Origin of the sequence: Psychrobacillus sp. FSL H8-0487, assembly GCF_038008385.1 — a bacterium.
Classification (GTDB): Bacteria; Bacillota; Bacilli; order Bacillales_A; family Planococcaceae; genus Psychrobacillus; species Psychrobacillus psychrotolerans.
This window is the reverse complement of the sequence record NZ_JBBOZA010000001.1, coordinates 497650-524514: the sequence shown is the minus strand read 5'-3', so window position 1 is coordinate 524514 and position 26865 is coordinate 497650. Positions and strand designations below refer to the sequence as shown.

Below are 26865 nucleotides of genomic sequence, written 5' to 3'. Positions count from 1 at the left end.
GGGCAAAGACAAAGTCTCTTTGCTCACGGTTTTGTTTTTAATCTTAGAATTGCTTTCGTCCAAAGCTGTGTAATAATTTCAGCAAATACTAAGCCCATTGCAATCGAACCTGAAATCAGTAAAGCTAGAGAAGCAAATTCAAGAGCTAATGCATAATCTTTTTCCACAACACTTCTCATGGCATTATAAGCCGTGCCTCCAGGGACTAATGGAATGATTCCTGCAACACTAAAAATAATCATCGGCATTTTAAATTTTTTGGACATTATATGGGATACGAATGCAACGGTAAAGGCTCCTGCAAACGATGCACTCACCTGATCCTGATTTAACGAGTTCACATACATATAAACAATCCAACCGGTCATGCCCACTACTCCACAGTAAAACAGCGATTTCTTAGGTGCGTTAAATACTACTCCAAACGCTGCAGCTGCGATAAAACTTAAAATACCTTGAACTACATATATCAATTTGAATCCTCCCTACAGTGATAGTACTAGCGCGACTCCGGCTCCAATTGCAAACGCTGTGAGGAAAGCTTCTGCTCCCTTGGATAGACCGGACACAAAACTACCAGCCATTAAATCGCGGACTGCATTGGTGATGAGTAGACCTGGAACAAGGGGCATAACAGAACCAATAATGATGGTATCTATTTCACTCCCCAAACCAGTGGCAACTGAAATGGTTGCAATGACAGTAACCACAAACGCCGCAAAAAATTCCGCAAAAAATTTAACCCTCGTCCTTATCTCTAACCGATCTGCTATTGCATAACCAATTCCTCCTGCAAGTAAAGCAGTAGGTACATCTATTAGTTTTCCGGAAAATAATAAAAGAAATGCACCTGAAGCAATTGCCGCTGCAACTATTTGAATCCAAAATGGATAGGTTTTATGTTCATCTTCAATCTGTTTAAGCTCACTATATGCCTCTTCAATTGTAATGTCTCTAAAAGCTAATTTTCTAGATACATTATTAACGGAGGCGATTTTACCTAAATCCGTCGTTCTAGCATTTATTCGTACTAATCTTGTTGGAAGGTTTTTATTCCCACTAAAAATGATCCCTGTTGGAGTGACAAAGCTTTGAGATTGCGTAAGTTCCTGTGAAATAGCCATGCGGTCCATCGTATCTTCTGCTCGATACGTTTCAGCACCACTTTCCATCATTAACCGTCCTGCAAGTAAACAGCTCTCCACTACCAATTCATAATCTGTATCCAATAAGGAACACCTTCTTTCTTCCATTTAAGCTAATCTTATAGAACCAACTATAAAAAAACAAATACTGATGAAACCTTTACTTTATAAAAAAACAAAGAAAGTGACTAAAATAGCCACTTTCAGACTTAATATTTTTCTAATATAGTTTATCAATATATATTCATATTATAACTTTTAAATTCATCCGTAGCAAATAGAGGCAATTATTATTCTTGTTCCTCCCGAAAATCACGCTTAGTGTTATAAATTATATAATAAATTAACTCCTATCACTTAGCGGGCTAGTTAGAAGTACTGGGTTATATTAAAGTTAAACTCCTGCCGAATAGATTCTTCGGGAGCTTTTGTTTATGGTCATGCTGCTACTAAAGCTTTATTCGTCAAATGGCCACTTCGGCAGCATATTGCTTAGCGTTTTGTCTTCTCGGTAACCGAGGACGTACTCTGCTTGCATAATTGTATGAATCTCTCGCGTTCCTTCATAAATAACTGGAGCCTTAGAATTTCTCAAATATCGAGCTACTGGATATTCATCGGAGTATCCATATGCACCATGTATTTGCACCGCATCATCTGCTGCCTTATTAGCAAAATCGCATGCCTGCCATTTTGCTAGAGATGTTTCTCTTGTGTTGCGCACACCTTTGTTTTTTAGTTCGCCTACACGGTATACGAGAAGGCGACTCATTTGAAGTCCGGCCTCCATCTTAGCAATCATCTGTTGAACAAGCTGATGTCTGCCAATCTCTTTTCCGAACGTTTGACGTTCTTTGCTATACTTCACACTTGCTTCCAAACAAGCTATTGAAAGTCCAACAGCTCCTGCTGCTACTGTGAATCGACCATTATCTAGGGCTGACATGGCAATCTTAAATCCTTCTCCCTCTTTCCCAAGAAGATTTTCTTTTGGCACCCGCATATTATCAAAAAATAGCTCTCCTGTATTTCCTGACTTAATACCATATTTACCTTTAATCGCTTTAGATGAAAATCCGTCCAGTGTACGCTCCACGATAAACGCACTAATACCATGATGCTTTTTAGATTTATCGGTATAAGCAAAAACAATAAAATGATCAGCCACATCACAAAGGGAGATCCATGTCTTTTGGCCATTTAATATATAGTCGTCACCATCAAGTACTGCTACTGTAGACATCGAAGCTACATCTGAACCTGCACCTGGTTCTGTTAAACCAAACGCTCCAATTTTTTCACCATTTGCTTGTGGCAACAAATATTTTATCTTCTGCTCTTCTGTTGCCCATTGCATTAAGGTCATGGAATTTAAACCGGTATGAACTGAAACTGCCGTCCGAAAAGCCGTATCTCCGCGCTCCAATTCCTCACAAACAATAGCAAGAGAATTATAATCCATTCCACTGCCACCATATTTTTCAGGTATACAAACACCCATCAATCCAAGGTCTGCGAGTCTTTTCCAAATGGCAGGATCAAATGCACCGTCTAATTCCCATTTTGCCATATGAGGAATTATTTCATGATCTACAAACTGCCGAACTGTTTTGCGCAACAGTACTTGTTCCTCTGAGAAGTCAAAGTTCATCTTTACTCACCTCTAGTACTAGATTCTTTTATTTCTACGCCTCTTGCTGCCATCTCTCTTATATATAATTCGCCAGGAACGATTAATTCAGGTGGATATACTCCACGATTTTTGATGACGTTGTTACCAATCATTTGCGCAACAATGGAAATCGTATTTGCTGTAGCTCTAGCCATTGCTGTTTCACCTGAAAGGGAGTCTTTTTTGGTCGCCAGTTCGTAAGTGAAGCTTGTAGGCATACCATCTTTTAAACCTTCTACAATTACCCGCAGCAATACTGCATCCTCTTTATCCCCGAGTAATAACTGAGGTGTTAGGACTTCCTTTAATACATCTCGAGCCTTTACCATATTGCCATTCACATTAACAACTGTATTTTTGTTTGTTAGCCCTAAGTCTACGAGCAGTTTGAATTTTTCTGCATGTCCTTTATATCGAATCGTTTTGTATTCAAGTGTATCCACATTCGGAAAAGATTTAGGTAGAGTTGAAGTCCCACCTGCTGTATGAAATGCCTCCAGTTCACGATATCCTTCAAAAGTAATCGGTTCTACTTCTGAAAGTGAAGGAATTTCCTGAAGTTTCCCTTCTCTCACGACATGTGAAGCATCTGTGTAATGATCAAAGACCCCTTCCAATGAAAAAACAATATTGTAACCAAAAATCCCCTCTGGTTCAACTGGTATTCCACCGACATATAAACGAATAGCATTCACTTCATCAAGTTTGGAAGCTCCGTATCCAGCCAATATATTAATCATTCCAGGAGCAACACCTAAATCCGGAATTAGAGTAATCCCCTTAGTTTTAGCTTTTTCATGAAGCATTAATACGTGATCCGTTGCTCCACCAATATGTCCTCCCAGATCAATAGAATGGATTCCCTCTTCTATAGCAAGCCGAGCTATTTTTTCGTTAAATGTATAAAATAATGCATTAATAATTACATCCGCTTCTCTCATGATTTTGCGTATGCTATCATCCTCGTTAGCATCTAGTCTTAAAACTTCAATCTTGGAGTTTTGCAATCTTTCCTTAAACATCTTCGCTTGACCTACATCTAGATCACATAAAAGAACCTTATCCACGTTTGGGCTTAACACTAAATCACGAGCTGCTTCTTTCCCCATTAACCCTGCACCTAATACAGCAACTATCATATAATTTTCCCCCTATTATTCTGTGTCTATTTGTGCGCGTTGTAATTTCCCACTGTAGTCGATATATATGCTCTTCCATTCTGTATACACATCTAATGCTGCTACCCCTGAATCGCGATGTCCGTTTCCAGTCCCTTTTGTTCCTCCAAAAGGCAGGTGAATTTCTGCGCCTGTTGTACCTGCGTTAATATATACAATTCCAGTATCTAAATCACGCTGTGCACGGAATACTTTGTTGACATCATTCGAATAAATTGAGCTGGATAATCCAAATTTCACTCCATTATTTACTTCAATTGCTTCTTCTAGAGAACCTACTTCTATCAAGGAAACAACCGGACCAAAGATCTCCTCCTGCGCTATTCGCATATTTGGCTTTACGTTTGTAAATAACGTAGGGGCATAATAATTTCCTTTTGCCAGCATACCCTCACTTAATATTTCCCCTCCAGTTAGGAGAGTTGCCCCTTCATCTTGTCCAATTTTTATATAGGAATGGATTTTTTTCAGAGCATTTTTATTAATAACTGGACCAATTTTCACCGTTTCATCTAGTCCATCGCCAATCGTTAGTTTTTCCATTTGTTCTAGGAGCATTTTTTCTAAGTCTTCTTTTACATCTTTATGCACAATAACTCGGCTACATGCTGTACATCTTTGTCCCGCTGTTCCAAAGGCACTCCATAAAATACCTTCCACTGCTAATGGTAGGTCTGCATCCTCCATGACGATTACTGCATTCTTTCCACCCATTTCAAGAGAAACTTTCTTTAAGTGACGACCACCAAGCTCGGCTACCTTACTCCCTGTTTCTGTAGAACCAGTAAACGAGATAACCTTTACATCTGGATGTTCGATCATAGCTGTCCCAACTTGAGAACCTGACCCAAAAACGACATTAGCCACTCCATGTGGAAGTCCGGCTTCCTCAAAGATTTTAGCCATTTCATATGCCATCATCGGAGTTTCCGTTGCCGGTTTCCAAATAAATGCATTTCCTGCCACTATAGCGGGAAAGGATTTCCACGTAGCAATTGCCACTGGAAAATTCCATGGTGTAATGAGCCCCACTACTCCAATAGGTGAACGGACACTCATCGCAAACTTGTCTGCCAATTCCGATGGGGTTGTTTCTCCAAATAATCGGCGCCCTTCTCCTGCCATGTAAAACGCCATATCAATGCCTTCCTGAACTTCTCCGCGTCCCTCTTCAATTACTTTTCCCATTTCTTTTGTTAACACTTGAGCAAGGTGCTCTTTCTTTTCTTTCATTATCCTACCAATTTCATATAAATAATCTGCACGTTTAGGTGCAGGAACGAGTGCCCATTTTTTTTGTGCTTTTACTGCGGCTTCTACCGCAAGATTTACATCTTCTTCCGTAGATAGCCTCACCTCTGATAGCTGTTCACCATTTGCAGGATTTACCACTGGTGTATAATCTGCACCCTCGGAGTCTTGCCAATTGCCATTAATAAAGTTAGTTAATTTCATTTTATTCCCTCTTTTCACTTTTAAATGTAAACGCTTCCATTATTCATATATTCTATAAAATTTCATAAATCCCTTTAAAAATCTTTGGATATTTCGAATGAAACTTTTTCACCCTGCTTTCGTATAAATGGTAGAGAAAAATTTAAGGAGGAATTTGTTCATGAATAATCATGAAATTGACTACAAATTATACGGTGATGATATGCAATTTGTTGAAATCGAATTAGATCCCAAGGAAACAGTTGTTGCCGAAGCAGGAAGTTTAATGATGATGGAAGACGGTATTTCAATGGAAACTATTTTCGGCGATGGCTCATCGGGTTCTGCTGGTAGCGGCGGTGGTCTTATGGGCAAATTAATGGGTGCAGGTAAGCGTATGCTTACAGGAGAGAGTTTATTCATGACAACTTTCACTAATACAGGTAGCGGAAAAAGACATGTCTACTTTGCATCACCTTACCCAGGTAAAATTATTCCATTGGATTTAAGCCAATACCGTGGCAAAATTATTTGTCAAAAGGATGCTTTCTTAGCAGCAGCAAAAGGGGTTACGATTGGCATCGAATTTCAGCGTAAGTTAGGAGCAGGCTTTTTTGGTGGTGAAGGTTTCATCATGCAAAAACTAGAAGGTGATGGCCTCGCTTTCGTTCATGCTGGTGGGGCAATTCATAGAAAGTCTCTTCAGCAAGGAGAAGTTTTACGCGTAGATACAGGGTGTCTCGTAGCAATGACTGCGGACGTTGACTACAATATTGAAATGGTCAAAGGAGTTAAAACAGCCTTATTTGGTGGAGAGGGATTATTCTTCGCTACTCTTCGTGGTCCAGGTACCGTATGGATTCAGTCACTTCCGTTTAGTAGATTGGCTAGTAAAGTATTTGCAGCAGCTCCCCAAACACCTGGTGGTGGTTCAAAAGGTGAAGGTAGTATAACTGGTGGATTATTTGACCTGCTAGGTGGGAAGTAAATCGGAATCTTTGAGAATGGCTTTCTTTTTAAGCCGTTTTTTTTTATGAAATTATAATATTTTATACCTTGAACTAAGTGCCCCAAGTATTTTGAACAATATAATCCAACTAATATAACCCTGATTTCTGTTTCAAGTGACGCTTTCCACATTAATCATTAAAAAATGTATTTCTCAACAAGAGGATTTTGTAATGTAATTTATTGAACTGTACTTTTACTCCAATTATCGGGTGAGTATTCCTTAAATACGGACCATGGTTCACCTAAAACAGTAATAACAAAAGAGATTGCTAAATCAGTGGAGGCAGATTTAATTATTTGCGGTGCTACTGGTCATACGCCAGTAGAACGCTATTTGATTGGTTCGGTATCTGAAGCAATCGTGCGTTCAGCTAAATGTGATGTATTAGTCATTCGTACAACTGGTTCAACAATATAAAAAAAGCGTCCAGACTTTCAAAAGTCTGGACGCTTTTTTTATAGGATTAACTTATTCACCTTTTAGGGAACCGACATTGGAGGATTACTTAAAAAGTAGAGAAGCTACGTGACTGTATCTCGTAGCTTCTCCTGATTCATTTACCCTATTACAGAAAGCTTCATCCGATGTGTAAGTGCAATGTCCATGTACCTTACTTTACCTAGATACTTTGTGTATTTGTTTGAACTAATGCTTTTCTATCTTGAGCTTCATGCATTTTAACCATTACAAAACGTGCAATCGGTTGAATAACCAAACTTTCTAAGAATAGAGCTATTAAAAAGTTACGTGGCCAAATTTGGATAAAGTTAGTAAAGATATCAGTTGTAAATCCATTTCCCATGATATCTCCAACAATAGTCATTGTAAATGACATACCTAAAACTGTGAACAGTGTACGGAACATAATACGAGCAGCAAAACCGTCTGTTGGTGAAATAAATTTAGATGCTAAAAATTCAGCAAAACGACCGATAGCTAACGGTTCAATAATCATCACAATAACCCAAATAATAGGCAACAGGATTAACATATCCATTGCAACCTCACTGTTAAATCCTCCAGCTGCAAGAATTATGTTGATTGATCCTATAAATAGTACTGATAATGTACAAATGATTGCGCCAAATATTGCGCCTTCTTTACCATTCTTTGGTAGTCTTTTATCTTGATGCATATCTTACTTATCTTCCTTTCAAAAAGCTTATTTAGACCTTGGCAATTAATATGAAGCAAAACAGTCGATTTTTATAATAGAGGATAACGTTATAGAGAGAAAAAACTCTTTGAAGTGTCCATAAGTTTTTCATTTAAATCCTATATGCAAACCATGTTAATGGGGGTTTTCGCTTGGATTAAAGCTAGTCCATAGATTCCTAAGTGCATTATTAAAAGCTGTTTCATTAAACAGCCGACAATTCCTACAATATTACAGAGTTACTGTACTCTTTTTATATATTGGATTTCCTTTTCAGAAATTCTTTAATAAAGTTGGTAATAGGTTCGAAATTTTAATTAAGGGATTAGTTGATTGCTGAGTTAAACACAGCATCATTGCTCCTTCAATTGAAGCAGTCAATAATAATGAAATGGCAGTAGCCTTTTTAACCGAAAAACCATCGGCTAATAGTTTAATATAATAAATTTGCTCTATATTTTCATACAAATCACTACAAGCGGTTCGGACAGGCTCACTCATTGTCGCCATCTCACTAACGATACTGCTAAATGTATAGCCAGTGATGGTCCCATCCTTTTCAAAACTACGAATTAATTTATCAATCATGGAAACTATGGCATCTTCAGTCGAAGGATGCTTACTGAAAATCACTTTAATATCTGTTGTAATATCTTCTTTTAAAGCATGTAAACAAGTTATTAAGAGTTCGTCTTTGCCATTTGGAAAGTGGTGGTAAAGGGCCCCTTTTGTAACGTTACATGCTTTTAAAATTTCTGTTAGTCCTACAGTTTTGTAGCCTTTTTGTTGAAACAGTGTTGTAGCAGTTTCAATTATGAGTGATTTAGTATCCATATCTGAATTTCCTCCTAACATACCGACGGGTCTGTTTGTTAGTATAACAAATTTTTAACAACATTCTAGTATTTTGTTTATTTTAAATAAATAGCAAAGCGCCCAATACACCCTTGATTGTTTATCTCCCCTTCCTAAACCTTCATATAATATTACGAGGAGCATTATGCCTTATGTTCCTACAATACAAGATGGGAGGTGGATACGATGGAGTCTTCTACAGGATTATGGGTTGGTTTGTTAGGTATCGTTTTAGGGGTGCTAGGTTTCTTTTATGCTCCGCTTTGGCTAGGTGCTGGAGCAGTTCTTTTGGGGCTAGTAGCTTTAGCTTATTCTCACAAGTTAATAGTAGGTTGGATATCATTAATACTCGGAGTAATTGTTTTAATATGGACATTTTTGTTATGATGTTGAACAAAATGCATCTTGTTAAAAACACATCTACGTGTTAAGCTTATTTAAATTAAAAATTGTGATAATTTAATATATTTTTCTTATCGAGAGAGACGGAGGGATTGGCCCGTAGATGTCTCAGCAACCAGCCACGTTTAGGTATGGTGCTAATTCCAAATAGACGTTTGACGTCTTGAAGATAAGAAGACAAACTTCAATATTACTTGAGGATTCTCTTCTTATTAGAGAATCCTCTTTTTTTTATTTTAATTGTAAAGGATGAGCATCTAATGTCAAAGAACAGTATCGATACACAGTTAGTTCAATTGGGCAACCATAGTGATGAGAAAACTGGTGCGGTAAATCCCCCTATTTATCTTTCAACAGCTTACAAACATAATGGGATCGGGCAGTCAACAGGATATGACTACACACGAACTAAAAACCCAACTCGCGCTATTTTAGAAAATGGAATTGCAAAGTTAGAAGTTGGAGATGCTGGCTTTGCCTGTAGTTCTGGCATGGCCGCTATACAATTGGTTTTGTCCCTTTTTCGCTCAGGGGATGAATTAATTGCGCCTGATGATTTATATGGTGGAACCTACCGGTTATTTAACCAGTATGCAGATTCTTATAATATTCGTACCACTTATGCAAAGTTTGAATCAGCTGAAGAAGTAACAGAATTGATAACCAAAAATACAAAAGCTTTATTTATTGAAACCCCAACAAACCCTTTGATGTTGGAAATTGATATCCAACTATTTGCTGAGGTTGCAAAAGAGCATAATCTACTTTTAATCGTAGACAATACATTCCTTACTCCTTACTTACAGCGACCTATTGAAATGGGTGCTGATATTGTCATTCATAGTGGTACCAAATATATTGGTGGACATAATGACGTTCTTGCGGGACTTGTCGTCTCAAAGGGTGCGGAACTTAGTGAACAGCTGCAAACTAATCATAATGCAGCAGGAGCCGTCCTTTCTCCTTTCGATTCTTGGTTACTCATAAGAGGATTAAAGACGCTTCATCTACGTATGAAGCAACATGATTTAAACGCTAAAAGAATTACAGAGTTTTTAAAGCAAGAGCCTGCAGTTAAAGATGTATTATATCCCGGGGTTGGTGGGATGTTGTCCTTCCGTTTACATAAAAGCGAGTGGGTTGCCCCTTTCCTAGAGAATTTGAAATTAATTGTATTTGCAGAGAGTCTTGGCGGTGTGGAGAGCTTTATTACTTATCCTGCTACACAAACACATGCGGATATACCGGAGATGGAACGAATTGCACGAGGGGTTGATAATAGTCTCCTTCGTTTTTCGGTGGGAATTGAAGAGGTCGAAGATTTAATAACAGATTTACAACAAGTATTTAATACTTTAGAAAGTGAGGTTTTAAAATGAGTGATTTCAAAGAGTCATTGGAAACTAGTCTAGTCGTCGCCTCTACTCGTGGAAATTCAGAAATAAAAACGGGAGCTGTCAATGTTCCTATTTATTTATCCTCCACTTTTCATCAAGAAAACTTTGATAATTTCGGCCCTTATGACTATAGTCGATCGGGAAACCCTACAAGAGAAGCACTTGAAAAAACCATTGCGGAACTAGAGGGAGGAACTAGAGGACTTGCATTTGCTTCGGGAATTGCAGCTATTTCTTCTGCTTTTATGCTTTTGTCTTCTGGCGATCATATCGTTATTACAGAAGATGTATACGGCGGTACCTTTCGCTTTGTTACCGAAGTATTGCCTCGTTTTGGGATTGAGCACAGCTTTGCAGATTTTACTGACATCGATGCAATTACAAGAGCAATACAACCCAATACAAAACTAATATACATTGAGACACCCTCGAACCCTTGCTTGGGTATCACTGATATTCATGCAGTAGTAGAGCTTGCAAAGTCCCATGACTGTTTAACCTTTTTAGACAATACATTTATGACACCATTATACCAACGTCCACTGGACTTGGGAGTAGATGTCGTTTTACATAGTGCCACAAAATTTTTATCCGGACATAGCGATGTTATTGCAGGACTTGCAGTTACAAAAGATGATGATTTAGGTAATCGTTTAGCATTTATCCAGAACTCATTCGGTGCTATTTTAGGTGCACAAGATTCATTTTCTCTCATACAAGGGATAAAAACACTAAGTGTACGATTTGAAAAATCTGCTGAAACTGCGAGAAAAATTGCCAACTATTTAAGTGGGCATGATTTAGTCGAAAAAGTCTATTTTCCTGGACTGTCCACTCATCCAGGATTTGATACACATAACAGACAGTCGAGTAGTGCCGGTGCAGTTCTTTCCTTCCGTTTACCAAATAGATCCATCGCTAAATCATTCGTAGAAAATATTAGGATTCCTGTATTCGCAGTTAGTCTTGGCGGAGTAGAATCCATCCTCTCCCACCCTGCTCAAATGTCGCATGCAGCAATGCCTAAAGCCGAAAGAGAAAAGCGGGGCATAACAGATGGCCTTCTACGTTTTTCCGTTGGATTAGAGAATGTTGATGATTTAATAGCTGACTTTGAACAATCGTTAGAAATAGCATCCAAACAACAGGAGAAAGTAGGGATATAAAATGTCAAAATCACTAGTTGTAAATACACCATTCAAAGCAGATCACGTAGGAAGTTTTTTACGACCAGCTCGCTTAAAAGAAGCTCGTCTACAATTCGAAAATAATGAAATAACTGCAGATCACTTAAAACAAATTGAAGATGAAGAAATTACAAAACTAGTCACCAAACAAAAAGATATAGGACTCCAGTCTATTACGGACGGAGAATTTAGACGTAAATGGTGGCATTTCGATTTTCTTAGTGGATTTGACGGGGTAGAGTTTTATGAAACAGACAAAGGATTAACGTTTAAAGGTGTACAAACAAGAGCACATGGTATTAAAGTAACCGGAAAGATCCGGTTTAGCACGCACTATATGATTGAACACTTTAAGTTTCTTCAAGGAATAGTTGGTGAAGCTGTAGCTAAATTTACTATACCTAGCCCTAATATGTTATTGTACCGTGCTACTATTGAAGAGGGAGTTTATGCGAGCCAAGAAGAATTGTTTGCAGATTTAGTTGTTGCTTATCAAGATGTGATTCAAGCGTTATATGACGAGGGCTGTCGTTACCTTCAAATTGATGATACTTCTTGGGCAACTACTTTTTCTGAGGAAGGCATTGCTTCTTTAAAAGAAAAAGGGATGGAATTAGATGAGGCGTTAGCTTTATCGGCACGTGCCATCAATGAATCTATTGCAAAACGTCCTCATGATCTGTTAATTACTATGCATATTTGTCGAGGAAACTTCAAGTCCACATATATTACAAGCGGAAGCTATGAGTTAGTGTCGGAAACTATTTTTGCAAAACTAGATGTAGACGGTCTTTTTCTAGAGTTTGACGATGAGCGCTCAGGTGGATTTGAACCACTTCGTCACGTTACTCGTTCAGACTTATCAATTGTATTAGGATTAATCACATCCAAACATGGAGCTTTAGAGGATACAGAACTTGTCAAAAATAGAATTACTGAAGCCACTAAATATGTTCCTCTAGAACAACTTTGCTTGAGTCCTCAATGCGGGTTTTCTTCAACCGAAGAAGGAAACCTTTTAACGGAGAAAGAGCAATGGTCTAAGATTCATCATGTGATTCAAATTTCTCAGGATGTATGGAAGTAATGAGTTTTTAAACTAAAGGTGTGCATCCAGATAGTATGGATGCACACCTTTATAAATTTCTCGCTTTCTCATACTTCTATCTGCTTTGCTTGTACTACTAAACGATATTTATTAGATCTTGCTGGATAACAAGTCACAAGTGATAATAGGGATATTCCTTCCTGACGCTCCAATACTTCCACATTGTTTGGACTTACTATTTGAATATCAAATACTTCATAGACAAATACATCCTTGCTTGTTTCTAATTCAAAGCTGTCCCCAATTTGCAATTCATTGAGACGATTGAAAAATTGTCCAAACTGATGTGATTGGTGCCCTGCAATTGCTGAACTGCCATTTATAGTGCCTGGTTCATCCATATTCTCTATCATTCCAAGTGCTCGATTTAACTGAACAGAAGTTGCTCCCTCTAAAATCGGAGATTCTAATTGGATGGAAGGTATCCTTAAAATGCTCACAGCCTGGGAGTCCTTTTCGGTTATTTTTTCTTCCACATTTCCATTTAAAGATAAAGCGGCTTCTGTTTTTATAGCATGAAAAGATTCAATTAACTCATTTTGATGTGTTTTATTTTCAAACATCCCATAGATAACTATGAATAGTAAAACGACTCCAATTGTCATTAATATATTTCCTACATATTTTTTTATCATCTGTAGGTCTCCTCTATGCAATCTTACGTATAGTCCAACCGCCACTCAGTAAACTTAGCGCTATAACTAAAAGCATTATCCCTGTGAAAAAACCACCAGTTTGCGGTAAGGATGAACCGTTGAAAAAATTGCCATCATTATTAAAGAAATTGGCACCCAAGCTAGTTTCATCGTCTTCTGTTATTTTCTCTTCAGTTAAAATTTCATCATCACCATCTGCTATCAAATTGGGATTGGGAATCAACGTATTTGCTGAGGAATCTGAACCCTCTTCCTCTACTACAATAATTCCTTCATCATTCGGTGCATTTTGCTCATCTGCACTATCTTCATCTTCATTTATATCCGGATTATTTTCAGTAACAAGGTCATTCTCTGCAACTGGAATATGGTCCGTGATAATCTCTTTGCTACTACCGTCCTCTCCCTCGTTACCCTCCACTTCTTCTACAACATCTTCCATTGGTGGTATTGGATTAGTCGGAGTTGCCGCTACAGAGTTTTCGGTCGGTAGAATATCTACATTTATTTCTCCGACTAAATCATTCTTTAATCCAATAGAAATAGTTTTTCCATTTTGGTAAGTTCCACTATTATTTGTAAACTCATCATTCGTTAGAACATCAATACTTATTTCATCCGTTAAGTCTGATATTAGATCTAACTGTAATAACCCCTCAGATAAAGAAAAAGCTTCTTCACCCTCATCTACATGTCTATCTAATACACCTAGATGAATATCTTCAAGAAGAAGTAAATCGTCTGTATTAACTTCTAACAAACCACTATTATTCGTCCTATTTCCTTTGTCCATTGTTGACTCAGATAATAAAACATATGTGGAAAGATCACCTAAACTTGTATCATTTAGTTCAAGCCCTACGACAGCTGACTTTTCTGCTTGAAGATTCTTACTAGAGATTTGACTATTTCCTAGCACATTTAACTCCACTTTATCTATAAGTGAATTTGATAACGATGACTCTTCACCAAGTCCTATAGTAACTAGCGATGAATCTTTCTGTTGGTTTTGGTTCTTTTTAACGAATTGATTTTCTAAAACTCCTACATGTAACGTTCCAAGTAACGGAAGGTTACTTAGTTTTAAATGAACACCCTTTTGAGTTTCTTTTTTGTTTTCGTCCTTCATAAAGTTCTCGCTATCTAACACACTTATTTCTACTCTATCCGTCACGATTAAGTCTTCTATCGCAACATCTACTAAAGTTGATTCATTGGAGAACGAATTAGTTGATGTGTTCTCTACTTGCTTTAGTACTTCCACATCTACGTTTTCCGTCACGATTAAATCTTCTACCGCAACGTCTACTAAAGCTGACTCACTTGAAGTAGAATCAGTTGATGTGTTCTCTACTTGTTTTATTACTTCCACATCTACGTTTTCAGTCACGATTAAATCTTCTATCGCAACATCTACTAAAGCTGATTCATTAGAGCTCGAATCAGTAGATGTGTTTTCTACTTGTTTTAGTATTTCCACATCTACTTTATTCACAATAGGTATCTCTTGAATTCCTATATCTACAACCGCTTGTTCGTTTGGTGCAACTGTTTCGGTTTTCGTTAACACATTTGCTTCAATCGTACCTATCTCCTCATTCGTAATTGAAACGTGCGCTAATTCCTCAGCATTTTCTTCAACGTTTGGAATCTTCACATCGATATTATCAATTATAATCAAGTCACTGACTTTCACATCTAGAATTCCAGCATGTTCATTATCTTGACTCAATAAATTTATGTTAATTGATGGTATCGTGGATTCACTTTCCTCCGCTGCTACTAATGATGGTGCTATCATTAGAAACGTCCCTAGACCAAGTACGGATCCAATTACTTTTAAGCTATTGTTTTTCATCATTTTTTCTCTCCTTTTTTATTATGAATTAAATCACGTATAAAAAAGGAGTTAGTTCTGGCGGTTTCCTTAAAGGCGTATGAATCCATTGAATGATTGCATAGCTATTTTTGTGATACCATTTTTTCTTGGTCATTTCCTTTAACATCTCTTCAGCAGGCAAGAACCCTAGTAAAATGTCATTTCCACTCGATAAGAATGATCCACTTGATGAAAATGAATTTCCCTGTCCATTCCATGTAATTCCGGAGGTTAATACCATTTGTGAATCTGGTCCTAACGGAATAGCGGGATTAACTGGAAGTTGTACATCCTTATTCTGGATTACTTCGGCTTGGATCTTTATTCGATTATCCAGAGCCATTTTTGCGTCAAGCACTTCCATATTATTTGAGTAAATTTCAAAATCTTTTTCAGCTAGTCTCAAATCATCCTCAACAGCTACTTCTGTAAGAGAAGTTTCCTCTTTCACTGTTTCAATTGCAACAGTATCGTCAATAGGAGTCTTTTTTTCTATAATTGGGTAAACACTCTCTTTTTCAAAAGAAAGATTAGTACTGTCTTGGTTTAAATTTTCTATGGGCTGATTGATTGGAATTGTCTCAATAGATGTTTTTGGAGGTGTATCCTCAATTATCGGATCTTTTGAAGAGTCAACAATAGTTTGATCCTTGGGACTTCCCACTATAGCTTGATCTTTTGGAATCTCCACAATAGGATTTCTTTCCTTTTCTTCTACCACTATATCTACTACATTTTTAACTGTTTCTCCGCTCGAATTCACTACTGTTTTAACTTCTGATACTACTCCATTTAACGTATGGGTGGTTGTTGTAAAAATTGGTGTGACAACCGGTACTGTTGGTAATGTGTTTACAGTTTTATCTACACCTTCTACTACTTTAGTGAGTGTAGTTTCAGTCGTATCTGTAACACCTATTACTACATCCTCTATTATTGGCAAAGTAATTTTTTCAACTTCTGAAACAACCTTAGTAACCGGTTTTAAGACAGGAATAGCATTCTCTACATCCTGAATTGTTGTTTGCACCGTTTTTACTAGGTCCTCTGTTGTTCCTAATAATTGGTCCGTCGTTTCGCTTAATATACCGCCAGTTTTTTCCTTAGATTCTTCTGCTTGAACCTGATATGGAGCTATAAAAAACATTCCTAATATAATCATAGCTATTATCTTTTTCACCATATTGTCACCTCCCAGCCTTCAGAAATAGCTTCATCTATAGATTACTTCCCCGAAATATCAGAATATTAAACTTATTTAGTTTTACCTGGCATGTTTTAGGTAGGTTGCAATGGGTAAATATAGAGCAGAGGTTATAAACATGAAGGAGGAATTTAACATGGGTAGTCAACAGTACGAGCATGCAACAGATGAAGTAGTAGAAGAAACCGGTGCCTATACATGCGAAGCCGGAACTACTATAAGATTAAATAAGGGTGATAAATTCCCTTCTTGTCCAGAATCAGAAGTAGTTACTTATTGGAAGCATGCTGAAGGTCATCACCATAATTCAGGTGAACCAGTAACAGAAGCAGGCCAATATATAGATGAAGATGGTGATGAGTTAGACCTAGCAGAGGGTTCTACTTTTCCAAATTGCCCTAAGGCAGATACTCCTACACAATGGAGACATGCTGGGAACTAATTAATAACTAATTAATTGAAGAAAAAACTCAATAAAGCTCGGCACAATGAAACTTTAATTCATGTGCTGAGCTTTAACTGTTTAAAACTATAAACCTAAGTTTTTTGAGATAATTACCTTCATTATTTCATTTGTTCCAGCGTAAATAGATGCAACTGGAATGTCTCGATATCTTCGTGCAATTTTGTATTCTTCCATATAGCCGTACCCACCATGTAGTTGCATACATTCAATTGAAATTTCTCTGGCAGTTTCGGTTAGCCAATACTTCGCCATCGATACTTTAGTAACTACTTCTTTCCCCGCAATATGATCCTCAATTAGTGATTCCAAAAACGATTTGCCAAGTTCTATTTTGGTAGCCATTTCTACTATTTTGAACTGTGTGTTTTGGAAGGACGCAATTGGTTTTCCAAAAGCTTTACGAGACTTCACATAGTCCATTGTCATTTCTAACATGTCCTCTGATGCAATTTGAGCAGAGATAGCTACTACTAATCTTTCCTGCTGTAGTTTCTCCATCAAGTAACCAAAGCCTTTTCCTTCTACTCCGATTAAATTAGAAACTGGAATACGACAGTCCTCAAAGTACAATTCGGATGTATCCTGTGCATGTAAACCAACCTTGTCTAACTTGCGCCCTTTGGAAAACCCAGGAGCCCCCTCTTCTACAACCACTAAACTTATACCCTGATGCTTAGGTTCTGCTTTTGGATTCGTCTTCACTACTACTAAAAATAGGTTGCCATTAATACCATTAGTGATGAATGTCTTTTGTCCATTTAAAACATAATGGTCTCCATCGCGGATTGCTGTAGTTTGAATATTAGCCAAGTCTGAACCAGCTCCTGGCTCGGTCATCGCAATTGCAGTGATAAAGTCTGCATTTATACAGCCTGGAAGCCAGCGTTCTTTTTGCTCCTGTGAACCAAAGGACTCTATATAAGGCACAACAATATCATTATGCAATCCGACCCCCACTAGACTTGAACCAACCCTTTCTAATTCCTCCGAAATAATTACTCCAAAACTAAAGTCTAAACCTAGGCCGCCATACTCTTCCTCTACTTGTGGGCATAAATATCCCATATCTCCTAATTTTCTCCAAAATTGCTTTGGAATTAATCTGTCCTTTTCCCATGAATCATAATGGGGGACAGCTTCTTTCTGTAGGAAATTTTGTAAAGATTTACGGAATATCACATGCTCTTCCGTCTCAAATCTATATCTGCCCATTATTAGACCCCCTATTCAATTCTTTCAATAATCGTTGCATTCGCCATACCCATACCTTCGCAAATAGCTAGTAGACCATAGCGTCCACCAGTGCGTTCTAGCCTATGCAGCATCGTAACTAATAGCTTTGTCCCTGTAGCTCCTAACGGATGACCGAGTGCTATAGCTCCTCCATCTGGATTTAACTTTTCAGGGTTGGCACCCGTTTCATTAAGCCAAACTAGTGGAACTTGCGCAAAAGCTTCGTTCACTTCATAGGTGTCCATGTCTTCAATTGAAAGACCAGCTTTTAAAAGGACTTTTTTGGTCGCTTCAATAGGACCAGTTAACATAAGCGTCGGGTCAGACCCCGTTACACTGCGAGCAATAATACGAGCTTTAGGTTTTAGGCCAAGCTCATCTGCCTTTTTACGAGACATCAGAAGAACTGCAGAAGCTCCATCACTCATTTGACTGGCATTCCCCGCTGTAATTACACCATTTTCATCAAATACTGGTTTCAATCCACTTAATACCTCAACAGTTGAGCCTGCACGGGGACCCTCGTCAATTTTGAAGCTTGTTATTGTTCCATCTGCTTGTAAAACGTCTACTGGAATAATTTCTTTTTCAAAATGACCTTTATCAATTGCTTCGAAGGCCTTAATATGACTTTCTGATGAATACTTATCCAACTCTTCACGCGTTAAATTCCATTTCTCTACCATTCGCTCTGAAGATAACCCTTGATTGATAATTTCATATTTCTCGCTAAGCTTAGGACTTACTTTTGTATTTCCTACATTTGAAAACATAGGCTCCCGTGTCATGCTTTCTACGCCTCCAGCTATGACTATGTCCATATCTCCCGAGGCAATTGCTTGCGCCCCAAAATGAACTGCTTGCTGACTCGAACCACATTGACGATCAATAGTAACGCCTGGTACATGTATTGGGAAACCTGCAATTAACGCTGATGTACGAGCGATATTCCCACTTTGTTCCCCTATTTGTGTCACACACCCTAAAATGACATCATCTACATCTGCTTTATCCACACCTGCACGCTTTACTAACTCATCTAAAACAATAGCTGCAAGTTCATCAGGACGATATTCTGAAAATGCCCCTTTTCTTCTTCCTATTGCTGTTCTTACTCCATCTACTATTACAACCTCTGTCATCTCATTTCCACCCTTCGTTTTTCTACGTCCAGCTACAGCACCTTTACTCGAAATCCTTCCAGTGCTTTTAGGCCCGCACGATGCGGGTCATGCACTTTTTACCTCGGTTGCATTCGGATTGCTCCGTCTAATCGAATTACTTCTCCATTGATATATTCGTTTTCAATCATAAATACTACTAAATTAGCAAACTCTTCTGGTCTACCTAATCTTTTTGGAAATTCTACTAGAGACTCTAATTTTTCTATTACCTTTTCTCCTAAACCTTCTGCCATCGGTGTACGGAATAATCCTGGGGCAATTGCATTTATACGTATGCCAAACGAAGATAAATCTCTTGCAATTGGAAGTGTCATCCCTACTATTCCGGCTTTGCTAGCACTATAAGCTGCTTGCCCCATTTGACCCTCAAATGCTGCAACTGATGCTGTATTTACAATAACGCCTCGTTCAGTGGATTCCTCGTTTATATCATTTTTCGTCATTTCCGCAGCTGCTAACCTTAAGGTATTAAACGTTCCAATTAAATTAATATCTATAACTTTTTTGAAATTTTCTAAAGGCATTACTCCAGATCTTCCAACTACTTTTTGTGGAGGAGCTATACCTGCACAATTCACACAAATATGTATGGATCCTAACTTTTCTACCGTATGCTGTATTGCCTTAATGACAGATTCTTCGTTGGTCACATTAACTATTTGGTATGTGACGTTATCTCCAAATTCTTGAGTGGCCTTTTTTGCTAATTCTTCATTTAAATCAAAAATAACTACCCTAGCCCCTTTTTCAAGTAAACGTGTAACAGTAGCCAGCCCCAATCCGGATGCTCCACCTGTTACAATTGCTACTCTGTTCTGAATATCCATTTCCACACCCCTTTTATATTATCCGAATATTTTCAATAATACATTTTAATTATAACGTAAAAAGTCCAAGGGAAAAGTATTATTCCCTTGGACTCCATTACCTTTTGCTTAACGTAGCGTTTTTAAAGCACCACTCCACGCTAGTAATTGATCTAACATTTTATTTGCGTTACCTTCATGATAATCAGCGGGCTTGAATAAGGTCATATTTTGAAAGTCAGTCATTAACGAGAAGGTCACTGTGGTTTGAACATCTGCCACCTGTAGTTCTCCTAAGATTAGACGCATGTTTTCATGTGCACGTGCCCCTCCTAAACTTCCGTATCCTACAAAACTAGCCGCCTTATTGTTTAATTCAGGTTTTAAGTAATCTAATGCATTTTTTAATGCCCCGCCTACTGAATGGTTATACTCTGGAGTTATAAAAATATAACCATCATATGTAGCCATTTTCTGAGACCAATTTCTTATAGCAGAGTTTGCTTCTTCCTGCTGTTCTGCATGTATCTCTTGACCAAGAAGTGGTAATCTATAATTTATCAAATCTACTAATTCATAGTCAGCATCCTGTCGTTTGCAAGCAAAATTATACATCCATTTTGATACAGCCTCTGCGTTTCTCCCTTTTCTAACGCTTCCTACTACAATGCCAATTTTAAGTTTTTCTATTGCCATAATTTCTTCCTCCTTCAGACTCTTTATCAATTATTGATAGTCTTCTGCACTACTGACATAATATATATCATTTCCATTTGAGTGATTTCTACACCTATCATTCTATATTTTAAAAATATGCTATAGTGGTTTTAATAATTATAAATTGACCATTTAGATTGAAGGTGTTGAATTGGAGCTGGTATTGATTATTTTGCCGGTTTTTATTATTTTCTTTATCGGATTTGTTGGACAAAAATTTATTGGTTTTGATATTAAATCTATCTCAACTGCTGCACTATACCTAATGTCTCCGTTTTTAGCTTTCCGAACATTTTATACAAATGCCTTAACGCTGGAATATTTTTATATCGTAATATTTTGCCTAGTTTTAGCTTTTATATTATTAATAATTACTTGGGTTACTGGAATTCTTATGAAATCATCGCGGTCGCAGCTTTCTGCGATGATTTTAGGTGGCATGTTTATGAATAGTGGAAACTATGGAGCTCCAGTAGTGTTATTCGCTTTAGGGGCTACCGGTTTTGACTATGCAGTAATGATTATGGTTTTACATGGTTTGTTTATCAATACATTTGGTATATTTTTTGCGTCTCTTGGTGGAGGGGAGAAAGCAACATGGCAACAATCACTGCACCGAGTTATTAGAATGCCAGTCGTTTATGCAGCGGCACTTGGAATTCTTTTACAAGAAACACAGTTGACTGTGCCACAGGCAGTAATGGAAGGAGTCGGGCTTGTAGCAGATGCCTCGATACCAACCGTAATGCTCGTTCTCGGGATGCAATTAGCCGTCATTTCTCGTAAAAAGGTTGCCTATCGGTATGTAGCCGCAGTTTCTGTTATTCGGATAATTATTTCTCCCTTACTTGCTGTTGGAATTTTATACTTCCTGCCAGTTAATGATACGGTTAAGCAAGTTGCGATTATACTAGCAGCTATGCCAACCGCTGCTAATACCACGATGCTCGCATTGCAATTTAATACGGAACCCGATCTCGTTTCATTTACAACTCTTGTTACCACACTTATCAGCATTATTTCTATTCCGCTAGTTCTATTTTTCTTAGGGATATCTTAGAGTGTAATAGAGAATTTTTCATTAACGAATCCTTATTAGTTTTTCTAAACTTTTAAGGATTTTTTATATTTAAGAATTAGACAAGCTCTTGCTCCATAGGATGAATAGAAGGAGTGATTGCATTTGCAAGATCCAAGTTACCGAGGAAGTTATAAGCCTTTCGTTTCACCACGAGACCCATGTCCCCCTATTACCATAAAGTATTTTGTGTTACCACCACAAATTTTCACTAACTTCCAACAACCAGGTCTACCTCAAAATTCTCCAGAGGAAGCACTAATGCAAGGTTCTCTTTGGCCCAAATTTGTGGATGGCTTTTCCCGAGAGGAAGGAATTTCATGAATGTTTTTGATGAAAGAATGAGACTGTTAAAAACAGTACAACAAATGGATTTCGTTGTGGTTGAATGGACATTATACACGGATACACATCCTAATGATGAAGATGCTTTAGAACAATGGAGAGAAGCTATTAAAAATGCTGCAGTCGCGCGCAAACAATACGAAAATAAGTTTGGTCCATTATCACTTAAATCCATCCCCTCAAGGCAAGCGCTTGAATTAGGTTGGCGTTGGAACCAAGATCCTTGGCCATGGCAATTATGAGAGAGGAGAAATTAGATGTGGGTTTATGAAAAAAAGTTACTTTATCCAGTTGAGGTAACCACTTGCAATCCGATGCTCGCTAGATATCTGATGGAACAATATGGAGGTGCTGATGGAGAACTAGCGGCTGCTCTTAGATATATGAATCAGCGTTATACCGTTCCGGATAAAGTAATCGGACTCCTTACAGATATTTCCACCGAAGAATTCTCACATCTTGAAATGCTTGCTACGATGATTTATAAATTGACAAAGGATGCTACCCCTGAACAATTAGAAAAAGCTGGTTTAGGTGCACATTTCGTTAATCACGGACACTCCCTATTTTATGAGAATGCTGGGGGTGTTCCTTTTACAGCTACCTATATTCAATCTAAAGGAGACCCTATTGCAGATTTATATGAGGATATTGCTGCAGAAGAAAAAGCACGTGCCACCTATCAATGGTTAATCGATATATCAGATGATCCCGGTATCAATGATGCTTTACGTTTCTTAAGAGAACGAGAAAATATTCATTCACTTCGTTTTCGTGAGGCAGTTGAATTACTAAAAGATGAAAGGGATAGAAAGAAAGTCTTCTAAAAAAAAACCGCATGGTCCTCTTAGAATTATTCTAAAAGACCATGCGGTTATATTATTTTTTATCTTTTTCAAATAGGACAATCAATGCAGGTAATAGAATACCGCGTATTAAGAATGTGTCCAAAATAATTCCTACAGCTACGATAAATCCAAAAACGAATAACAGTTGGATTGGCTGCGTCATCAATACAGCAAACGTTGCTGCAAGTAGTATCCCTGCAGATGAAATAACTCCACCTGTGTGAGATACTGCAATTTCTACAGCCTTTTTCACAGGATGTTTTTCTCGTTCTTCCAAATACCTAGAAATAAGAATAATATTATAATCGATTCCTAGTGCTACTAAGAACACGAACGAATACAACGGAACACGATTACTAATCGTATCGATATCGAAGAATAAATTCGATAAGAACATACCTAGACCAAGTGCTGCCAGGAACGACAATAGAATAGTTCCCATCATGTATATTGGCATTTTGACAGATTTCGTTAACACGATTAATAAAATAAAGATTAATATTGTTTCCAGTACAACGATAAGGATTAGATCGCGACTATTTACTGAACGATCATCTACTTGTGAAGCTGTTTCACCTGCAAAGTATAAATCACCCTCAGCATTGCTATCTTTAACAATACTTTCCTCATCCTCTATCATTTTTTCAAGAGCATCCATCGACTCTGTTGAATATGGACTTTCCTCAAATGTTAATTGGAATTGTGCTGCAAGTCCATCTTCTGAAATCCCCGTACCTCTAACAGTACTAACTAAATCTTGCTGTAATAACTGCTCGATTAGACTAGCTTGTGTTTCTTCCGTAATTTCACTTTCAGATTCAAATAATACTGTTGTAGGAGCTAAATCCCCTTTTGCAAATTCATTCTCTATAATTTCATACCCTTCCCGGGATGGCATATCATCAGGGAAAGATTTCATCGTATCAAATTCATAATTTAAATTGAACAGATTTAATGCCGAAACGATTAAAATAACTAATATAGAAACGGCAGCAACTATAGGTTTATGGACAACAAATGATGCAATTTTGCTCCATAGAGAGTTTGCTTTTACTTCTGTCTCCCCGTACTTTGGAATACGTGGCCAAAATGATTTTCGGCCGAAAAGTGTAAATAATGCTGGGATTAATGTGACAGCGGCAAGCATAATAACAAGCATTGTTGTTCCAAAAATTGGTGCGAAATTACGATAATCTCCGAATGATGCAAAGAATAATACTAGCATTGCAGCTAAAACTGTACCACCTGCAAAAAATACAGGAATTCCTGTCTCACGCATTGCGTACTTCATAGCGTCAAATTTAGTTTCATAATTCTTTAACTCTTCTCTGTAACGAGAAAATACAAACAATGAATAATCAATTGTTGCCGCAAACAATAAGATGGACATGATTGATAATGACTGACTTGCTAAATCTAATCCATTAGCTCCGAGAATCCCAAGCAACTGGTTTACTACTTGATACACAATACCTGCTGCTAAAAGCGGAATTAGTGCTAATAATGGAGAACGATAAATGACAATTAACAGAATTAAAATAATGCCTACTGTCGATAATATTAAAACAAGATCAGCACGTTCAAATAGATTCGTGGTATCTACAGCAATTCCTGCTGGTCCAGTCATATATACTGTCGAACCGGTTTCCTCGGTCACAATTTCACTCACCTGATCCAGGCTTTCTTCTAATTCAGAGGTTTCCAAAGAAGTGATAAAACTTAGTGGAATAACAGATGTTTTCTTATCTGCTGAGAAAAATCCTTCGAGTGCTTGAGGTGGCAAACTACTTAAAGGAATCATTTCCTTCAAACCGTTTATATTTGCAGCCGCAACTTTATCTAAAGCTGCTACAAGAACTTCCATGTCTATTTCCTCTTTAGACTGTAGAACTAAAATTCCCGGTAAACTTTCTGCATCTTTAAAGTGCTCATCAATATTTTCCTGTGCAATAACCGACTTGGCATCCTCAGGTAATGAGGCTACACTAGAAACTTTATGATCGCCTGCACCTGGTGCAACTATTGTAAGAACTACAGTAATTGCTATCCAAATACCTAAAGTAATCCACATACCTTTTCGAGTTGCAATAAAATCAGTTACTCTACCTAGTACCTTTTTCAATAAGTCCACTTCTTTCTTTTTAAATTTAAGTGACATCAGTGTCACTTTGGATAAAAAAAACATACCTGTCATTTACATTATGTGTAAAAGTGACTTGTATGTCAATCAATCGCGCTGAAACATACCTTCACTTAAAATCTCTTTAATAGAAGCTACCCATTCGTCACGTGGTATACCAAAATGATTGGGAATAGCAATAGTTTGAAATATCATTCCCAGAATTATAGCATCCGATAGATGTCTCTTAATCACCTGCTCATTCTTCCCTTGCTCAATTAAACCTTGAAACTGTTTATACATATCCCTGTAGTATCCAGTTAACTGTGCCTGATTGGATGAAATGACTTGATTGGGAGATTTTTTAGGAATTTGGCTAATAATCTCCAGTATTTGATGAATTTCACTATGCTTAAAAATAAAATCAATAACTATAGAAAACTGTGTTTGGAAATCCCCATTTTTATCAAGTTCATTAAATTCTTGAAGAAATCGATTCATTTCATACATGAGAAACTCTAAGATTAATTCATCTTTGTTTTCATAATATTTATATATACTTCCACGAGAAACTTCCATCATCGAAGCTAGCTTACTAAATGTGAAAGCATCGTAACCATCTCCAATTAGCAATAACTTCGTTGATTTAAATAATTCTTCATCAGTAAACTTACGTTCACGCGCCACATAACTCACCTCACTACACAAATAGTATAGTACATAGATGTACAAATTTAAACCATACTTACCTTAGTGAACTAAATTTATCTTTTTATTAACTTAGAGTTAATAATATTTAAAGAACAGTATGAAATCGAGTTAATTGACAATTTTTGACCACTATACTATCTCGCATTCAAAGTATTTTATTTAAAAAGGGAGTGTTTTTAATGGGTAAATTTGAAAATAAGGTAATAATCGTAACAGGTGCAGCAGGTGGAATTGGAAAAGTAACGGCTAAAAAATTTGCTGATGAGGGAGCAAAACTTGCTCTTGTCGATTTAAACTTAGAAGCTGTTCAACAAGTAATCGTTGATTTAGGCTTAGATGAAACTCGTGCAATTGCACTTCAAGCCAATGTGGCAAAAGAAGAGGAAGTCAAGGCTTATGTAGATGCCACAGTTCTTAAATTTGGTCAAATTGATGGTTTCTTTAATAACGCAGGTATTGAAGGTACAACTAAACAAATCGAAGACTATCCAATTGAAACATTTGATTTGGTTTACAATGTCAATATAAAAGGAGCCTTCCTAGGCTTGAAATATGTGTTACCAGTGTTGAAAAAACAAGGATTTGGTGCTGTCGTTAACACAGCAAGCGGAGCAGGACTAATGGCTTCTCCAGGTATGGTTGGTTATATCATGTCGAAACATGCATTGATTGGTATCACCCGTGTAGCAGCTCTTGAAGCAGCACCCTTCGGTATACGTGTAAATGCCGTTGCTCCGGGAATCATCAATACACGCATGATGCGTCAAATTGAAGAGAATACTCTACCTGGCCAAGGTGAAGCAGCTACAAAAGCATTCGCTTCAGCCGTTCCAATGGGACGCTACGGCGAAGCTGAAGAAGTCGCAAATGTGGTATCTTTCTTATTATCTGATGAGGCTTCCTATGTTACTCAATCCATCTACACAGTCGACGGTGGACAATTAAATCAATAAGACACATCCCTTAGATGGGGATCTAACACCTATTTGGTTTTTTCGTATTAATAATATAATCGGTACCAACCCTACATCTATAAAATGTTATTAACCCCATATTAAAAGCGCCACCCTTTC

At 37.5% G+C, this 26865-nt stretch carries 26 protein-coding genes, 1 pseudogene and 1 riboswitch; of the genes and pseudogenes, 11 read left to right on the top strand and 16 right to left on the bottom strand.

The genetic code is table 11. The annotated features are described in order from the left end of the window. Nucleotides 1–23: 23 nt before the first annotated feature. The 5 genes from MHI47_RS02600 to MHI47_RS02580 form a co-directional block, all read right to left on the bottom strand. Entirely contained in the window at nt 24–473 is a 450-nt protein-coding gene (locus MHI47_RS02600; protein WP_093535939.1) for a threonine/serine exporter family protein, read from the bottom strand. Between the two features lie 12 nt (nt 474–485). Further along, nucleotides 486–1253, bottom strand: a complete 768-nt coding sequence (locus MHI47_RS02595; RefSeq protein ID WP_093535941.1) for a threonine/serine exporter family protein — start codon at nt 1251–1253, stop codon at nt 486–488. A gap of 349 nt (nt 1254–1602) precedes the next feature. Then, nucleotides 1603–2796 carry an acyl-CoA dehydrogenase family protein gene (locus MHI47_RS02590; RefSeq protein WP_340829361.1) on the bottom strand — a complete coding sequence of 398 codons (1194 nt, stop codon included), beginning with the start codon at nt 2794–2796 and terminating at the stop codon, nt 1603–1605. Nucleotides 2797–2798: 2 nt separating this feature from the next. Next, complete coding sequence (locus MHI47_RS02585; protein ID WP_340761399.1) at nt 2799–3956, bottom strand: saccharopine dehydrogenase family protein; 1158 nt, start codon at nt 3954–3956, stop codon at nt 2799–2801. A gap of 15 nt (nt 3957–3971) precedes the next feature. After that, nucleotides 3972–5450 carry an aldehyde dehydrogenase family protein gene (locus MHI47_RS02580; protein ID WP_340829359.1) on the bottom strand — a complete coding sequence of 493 codons (1479 nt, stop codon included), beginning with the start codon at nt 5448–5450 and terminating at the stop codon, nt 3972–3974. Between the two features lie 160 nt (nt 5451–5610). On the opposite strand from MHI47_RS02580, the gene MHI47_RS02575 reads away from it, so the two are divergent. After that, entirely contained in the window at nt 5611–6417 is an 807-nt protein-coding gene (locus MHI47_RS02575) for a TIGR00266 family protein (RefSeq protein WP_093535949.1), read from the top strand. Between the two features lie 252 nt (nt 6418–6669). Further along, nucleotides 6670–6858, top strand: a pseudogene (locus MHI47_RS02570) (universal stress protein); the annotation flags it as partial. A gap of 202 nt (nt 6859–7060) precedes the next feature. On the opposite strand, the gene MHI47_RS02565 reads toward MHI47_RS02570, so the two are convergent. Further along, nucleotides 7061–7576, bottom strand: a complete 516-nt coding sequence (locus MHI47_RS02565) for a DUF2798 domain-containing protein (protein ID WP_093535953.1) — start codon at nt 7574–7576, stop codon at nt 7061–7063. 294 nt (nt 7577–7870) lie between these two features. Beyond that, complete coding sequence (locus MHI47_RS02560) at nt 7871–8431, bottom strand: TetR/AcrR family transcriptional regulator (protein WP_340829358.1); 561 nt, start codon at nt 8429–8431, stop codon at nt 7871–7873. A gap of 207 nt (nt 8432–8638) precedes the next feature. Here MHI47_RS02560 and MHI47_RS02555 point away from each other — a divergent pair, with 207 nt between their 5' ends. From MHI47_RS02555 to MHI47_RS02540, 4 genes are all read left to right on the top strand, one after another. Further along, nucleotides 8639–8839 carry a hypothetical protein gene (locus tag MHI47_RS02555; RefSeq protein ID WP_093535957.1) on the top strand — a complete coding sequence of 67 codons (201 nt, stop codon included), beginning with the start codon at nt 8639–8641 and terminating at the stop codon, nt 8837–8839. An 83-nt stretch (nt 8840–8922) separates the two neighbouring features. Continuing rightward, a riboswitch (SAM riboswitch) is annotated at nt 8923–9030 on the top strand. Nucleotides 9031–9114: 84 nt separating this feature from the next. After that, nucleotides 9115–10233 carry a methionine biosynthesis PLP-dependent protein gene (locus MHI47_RS02550; protein WP_340829356.1) on the top strand — a complete coding sequence of 373 codons (1119 nt, stop codon included), beginning with the start codon at nt 9115–9117 and terminating at the stop codon, nt 10231–10233. Continuing rightward, nucleotides 10230–11417, top strand: a complete 1188-nt coding sequence (metC, locus tag MHI47_RS02545) for a cystathionine beta-lyase (RefSeq protein ID WP_340829354.1) — start codon at nt 10230–10232, stop codon at nt 11415–11417. Before MHI47_RS02550 ends, metC begins: the two co-directional genes overlap by 4 nt. A 1-nt stretch (nt 11418) precedes the next feature. After that, nucleotides 11419–12525 carry a 5-methyltetrahydropteroyltriglutamate--homocysteine S-methyltransferase gene (locus MHI47_RS02540; protein WP_340829353.1) on the top strand — a complete coding sequence of 369 codons (1107 nt, stop codon included), beginning with the start codon at nt 11419–11421 and terminating at the stop codon, nt 12523–12525. A gap of 68 nt (nt 12526–12593) precedes the next feature. Here MHI47_RS02540 and MHI47_RS02535 read toward each other — a convergent pair whose 3' ends face one another. The 3 genes from MHI47_RS02535 to MHI47_RS02525 are packed head-to-tail and all read right to left on the bottom strand — an operon-like array spanning nt 12594 to nt 16264. Continuing rightward, nucleotides 12594–13181 carry a sortase gene (locus MHI47_RS02535; RefSeq protein ID WP_340761392.1) on the bottom strand — a complete coding sequence of 196 codons (588 nt, stop codon included), beginning with the start codon at nt 13179–13181 and terminating at the stop codon, nt 12594–12596. Nucleotides 13182–13194: 13 nt separating this feature from the next. Next, a complete protein-coding gene (locus MHI47_RS02530) occupies nt 13195–15063 on the bottom strand; it encodes a hypothetical protein (protein WP_340829352.1) in 1869 nt (622 codons plus the stop codon). A gap of 25 nt (nt 15064–15088) precedes the next feature. Then, nucleotides 15089–16264: a hypothetical protein gene (locus tag MHI47_RS02525; protein WP_340829351.1), complete on the bottom strand. Its 1176-nt coding sequence runs from the start codon at nt 16262–16264 to the stop codon at nt 15089–15091. Nucleotides 16265–16421: 157 nt separating this feature from the next. On the opposite strand from MHI47_RS02525, the gene MHI47_RS02520 reads away from it, so the two are divergent. Next, nucleotides 16422–16727, top strand: coding sequence for a hypothetical protein (locus MHI47_RS02520; protein WP_340829348.1), 306 nt, complete (start codon nt 16422–16424; stop codon nt 16725–16727). A gap of 87 nt (nt 16728–16814) precedes the next feature. Here MHI47_RS02520 and MHI47_RS02515 read toward each other — a convergent pair whose 3' ends face one another. From MHI47_RS02515 to MHI47_RS02500, 4 genes are all read right to left on the bottom strand, one after another. Then, the gene (locus tag MHI47_RS02515; RefSeq protein ID WP_340829345.1) at nt 16815–17963 is read right to left on the bottom strand and encodes an acyl-CoA dehydrogenase family protein; all 1149 of its coding nucleotides are present in this window, start codon (nt 17961–17963) and stop codon (nt 16815–16817) included. A gap of 11 nt (nt 17964–17974) precedes the next feature. Then, nucleotides 17975–19126, bottom strand: a complete 1152-nt coding sequence (locus MHI47_RS02510) for a thiolase family protein (protein WP_340829343.1) — start codon at nt 19124–19126, stop codon at nt 17975–17977. Nucleotides 19127–19224: 98 nt separating this feature from the next. Then, nucleotides 19225–19995, bottom strand: a complete 771-nt coding sequence (locus MHI47_RS02505) for a 3-hydroxyacyl-CoA dehydrogenase (protein WP_340829342.1) — start codon at nt 19993–19995, stop codon at nt 19225–19227. 108 nt (nt 19996–20103) lie between these two features. Continuing rightward, a complete protein-coding gene (locus MHI47_RS02500; protein ID WP_340829341.1) occupies nt 20104–20670 on the bottom strand; it encodes an NADPH-dependent FMN reductase in 567 nt (188 codons plus the stop codon). 172 nt (nt 20671–20842) lie between these two features. Between MHI47_RS02500 and MHI47_RS02495 the strand changes: the two genes are divergently transcribed. From MHI47_RS02495 to MHI47_RS02480, 3 genes are all read left to right on the top strand, one after another. Next, nucleotides 20843–21751, top strand: coding sequence for an AEC family transporter (locus MHI47_RS02495; RefSeq protein ID WP_340829340.1), 909 nt, complete (start codon nt 20843–20845; stop codon nt 21749–21751). 338 nt (nt 21752–22089) lie between these two features. Beyond that, nucleotides 22090–22356 (top strand): spore coat protein CotJB, encoded by a 267-nt coding sequence (locus MHI47_RS02485; RefSeq protein ID WP_340768146.1) that lies wholly within the window; start codon nt 22090–22092, stop codon nt 22354–22356. A gap of 15 nt (nt 22357–22371) precedes the next feature. Further along, nucleotides 22372–22941, top strand: a complete 570-nt coding sequence (locus MHI47_RS02480; RefSeq protein WP_093535987.1) for a manganese catalase family protein — start codon at nt 22372–22374, stop codon at nt 22939–22941. Between the two features lie 52 nt (nt 22942–22993). Here the strand turns inward: MHI47_RS02480 and MHI47_RS02475 are convergent, their stop codons facing one another. Both MHI47_RS02475 and MHI47_RS02470 read right to left on the bottom strand, forming a co-directional pair. Continuing rightward, entirely contained in the window at nt 22994–25084 is a 2091-nt protein-coding gene (locus MHI47_RS02475) for an MMPL family transporter (RefSeq protein ID WP_411748139.1), read from the bottom strand. Between the two features lie 105 nt (nt 25085–25189). After that, the gene (locus MHI47_RS02470; RefSeq protein WP_340829338.1) at nt 25190–25768 is read right to left on the bottom strand and encodes a TetR/AcrR family transcriptional regulator; all 579 of its coding nucleotides are present in this window, start codon (nt 25766–25768) and stop codon (nt 25190–25192) included. Between the two features lie 203 nt (nt 25769–25971). Between MHI47_RS02470 and MHI47_RS02465 the strand changes: the two genes are divergently transcribed. Continuing rightward, the gene (locus tag MHI47_RS02465; protein ID WP_093535991.1) at nt 25972–26745 is read left to right on the top strand and encodes an SDR family NAD(P)-dependent oxidoreductase; all 774 of its coding nucleotides are present in this window, start codon (nt 25972–25974) and stop codon (nt 26743–26745) included. Nucleotides 26746–26865: the final 120 nt, after the last annotated feature.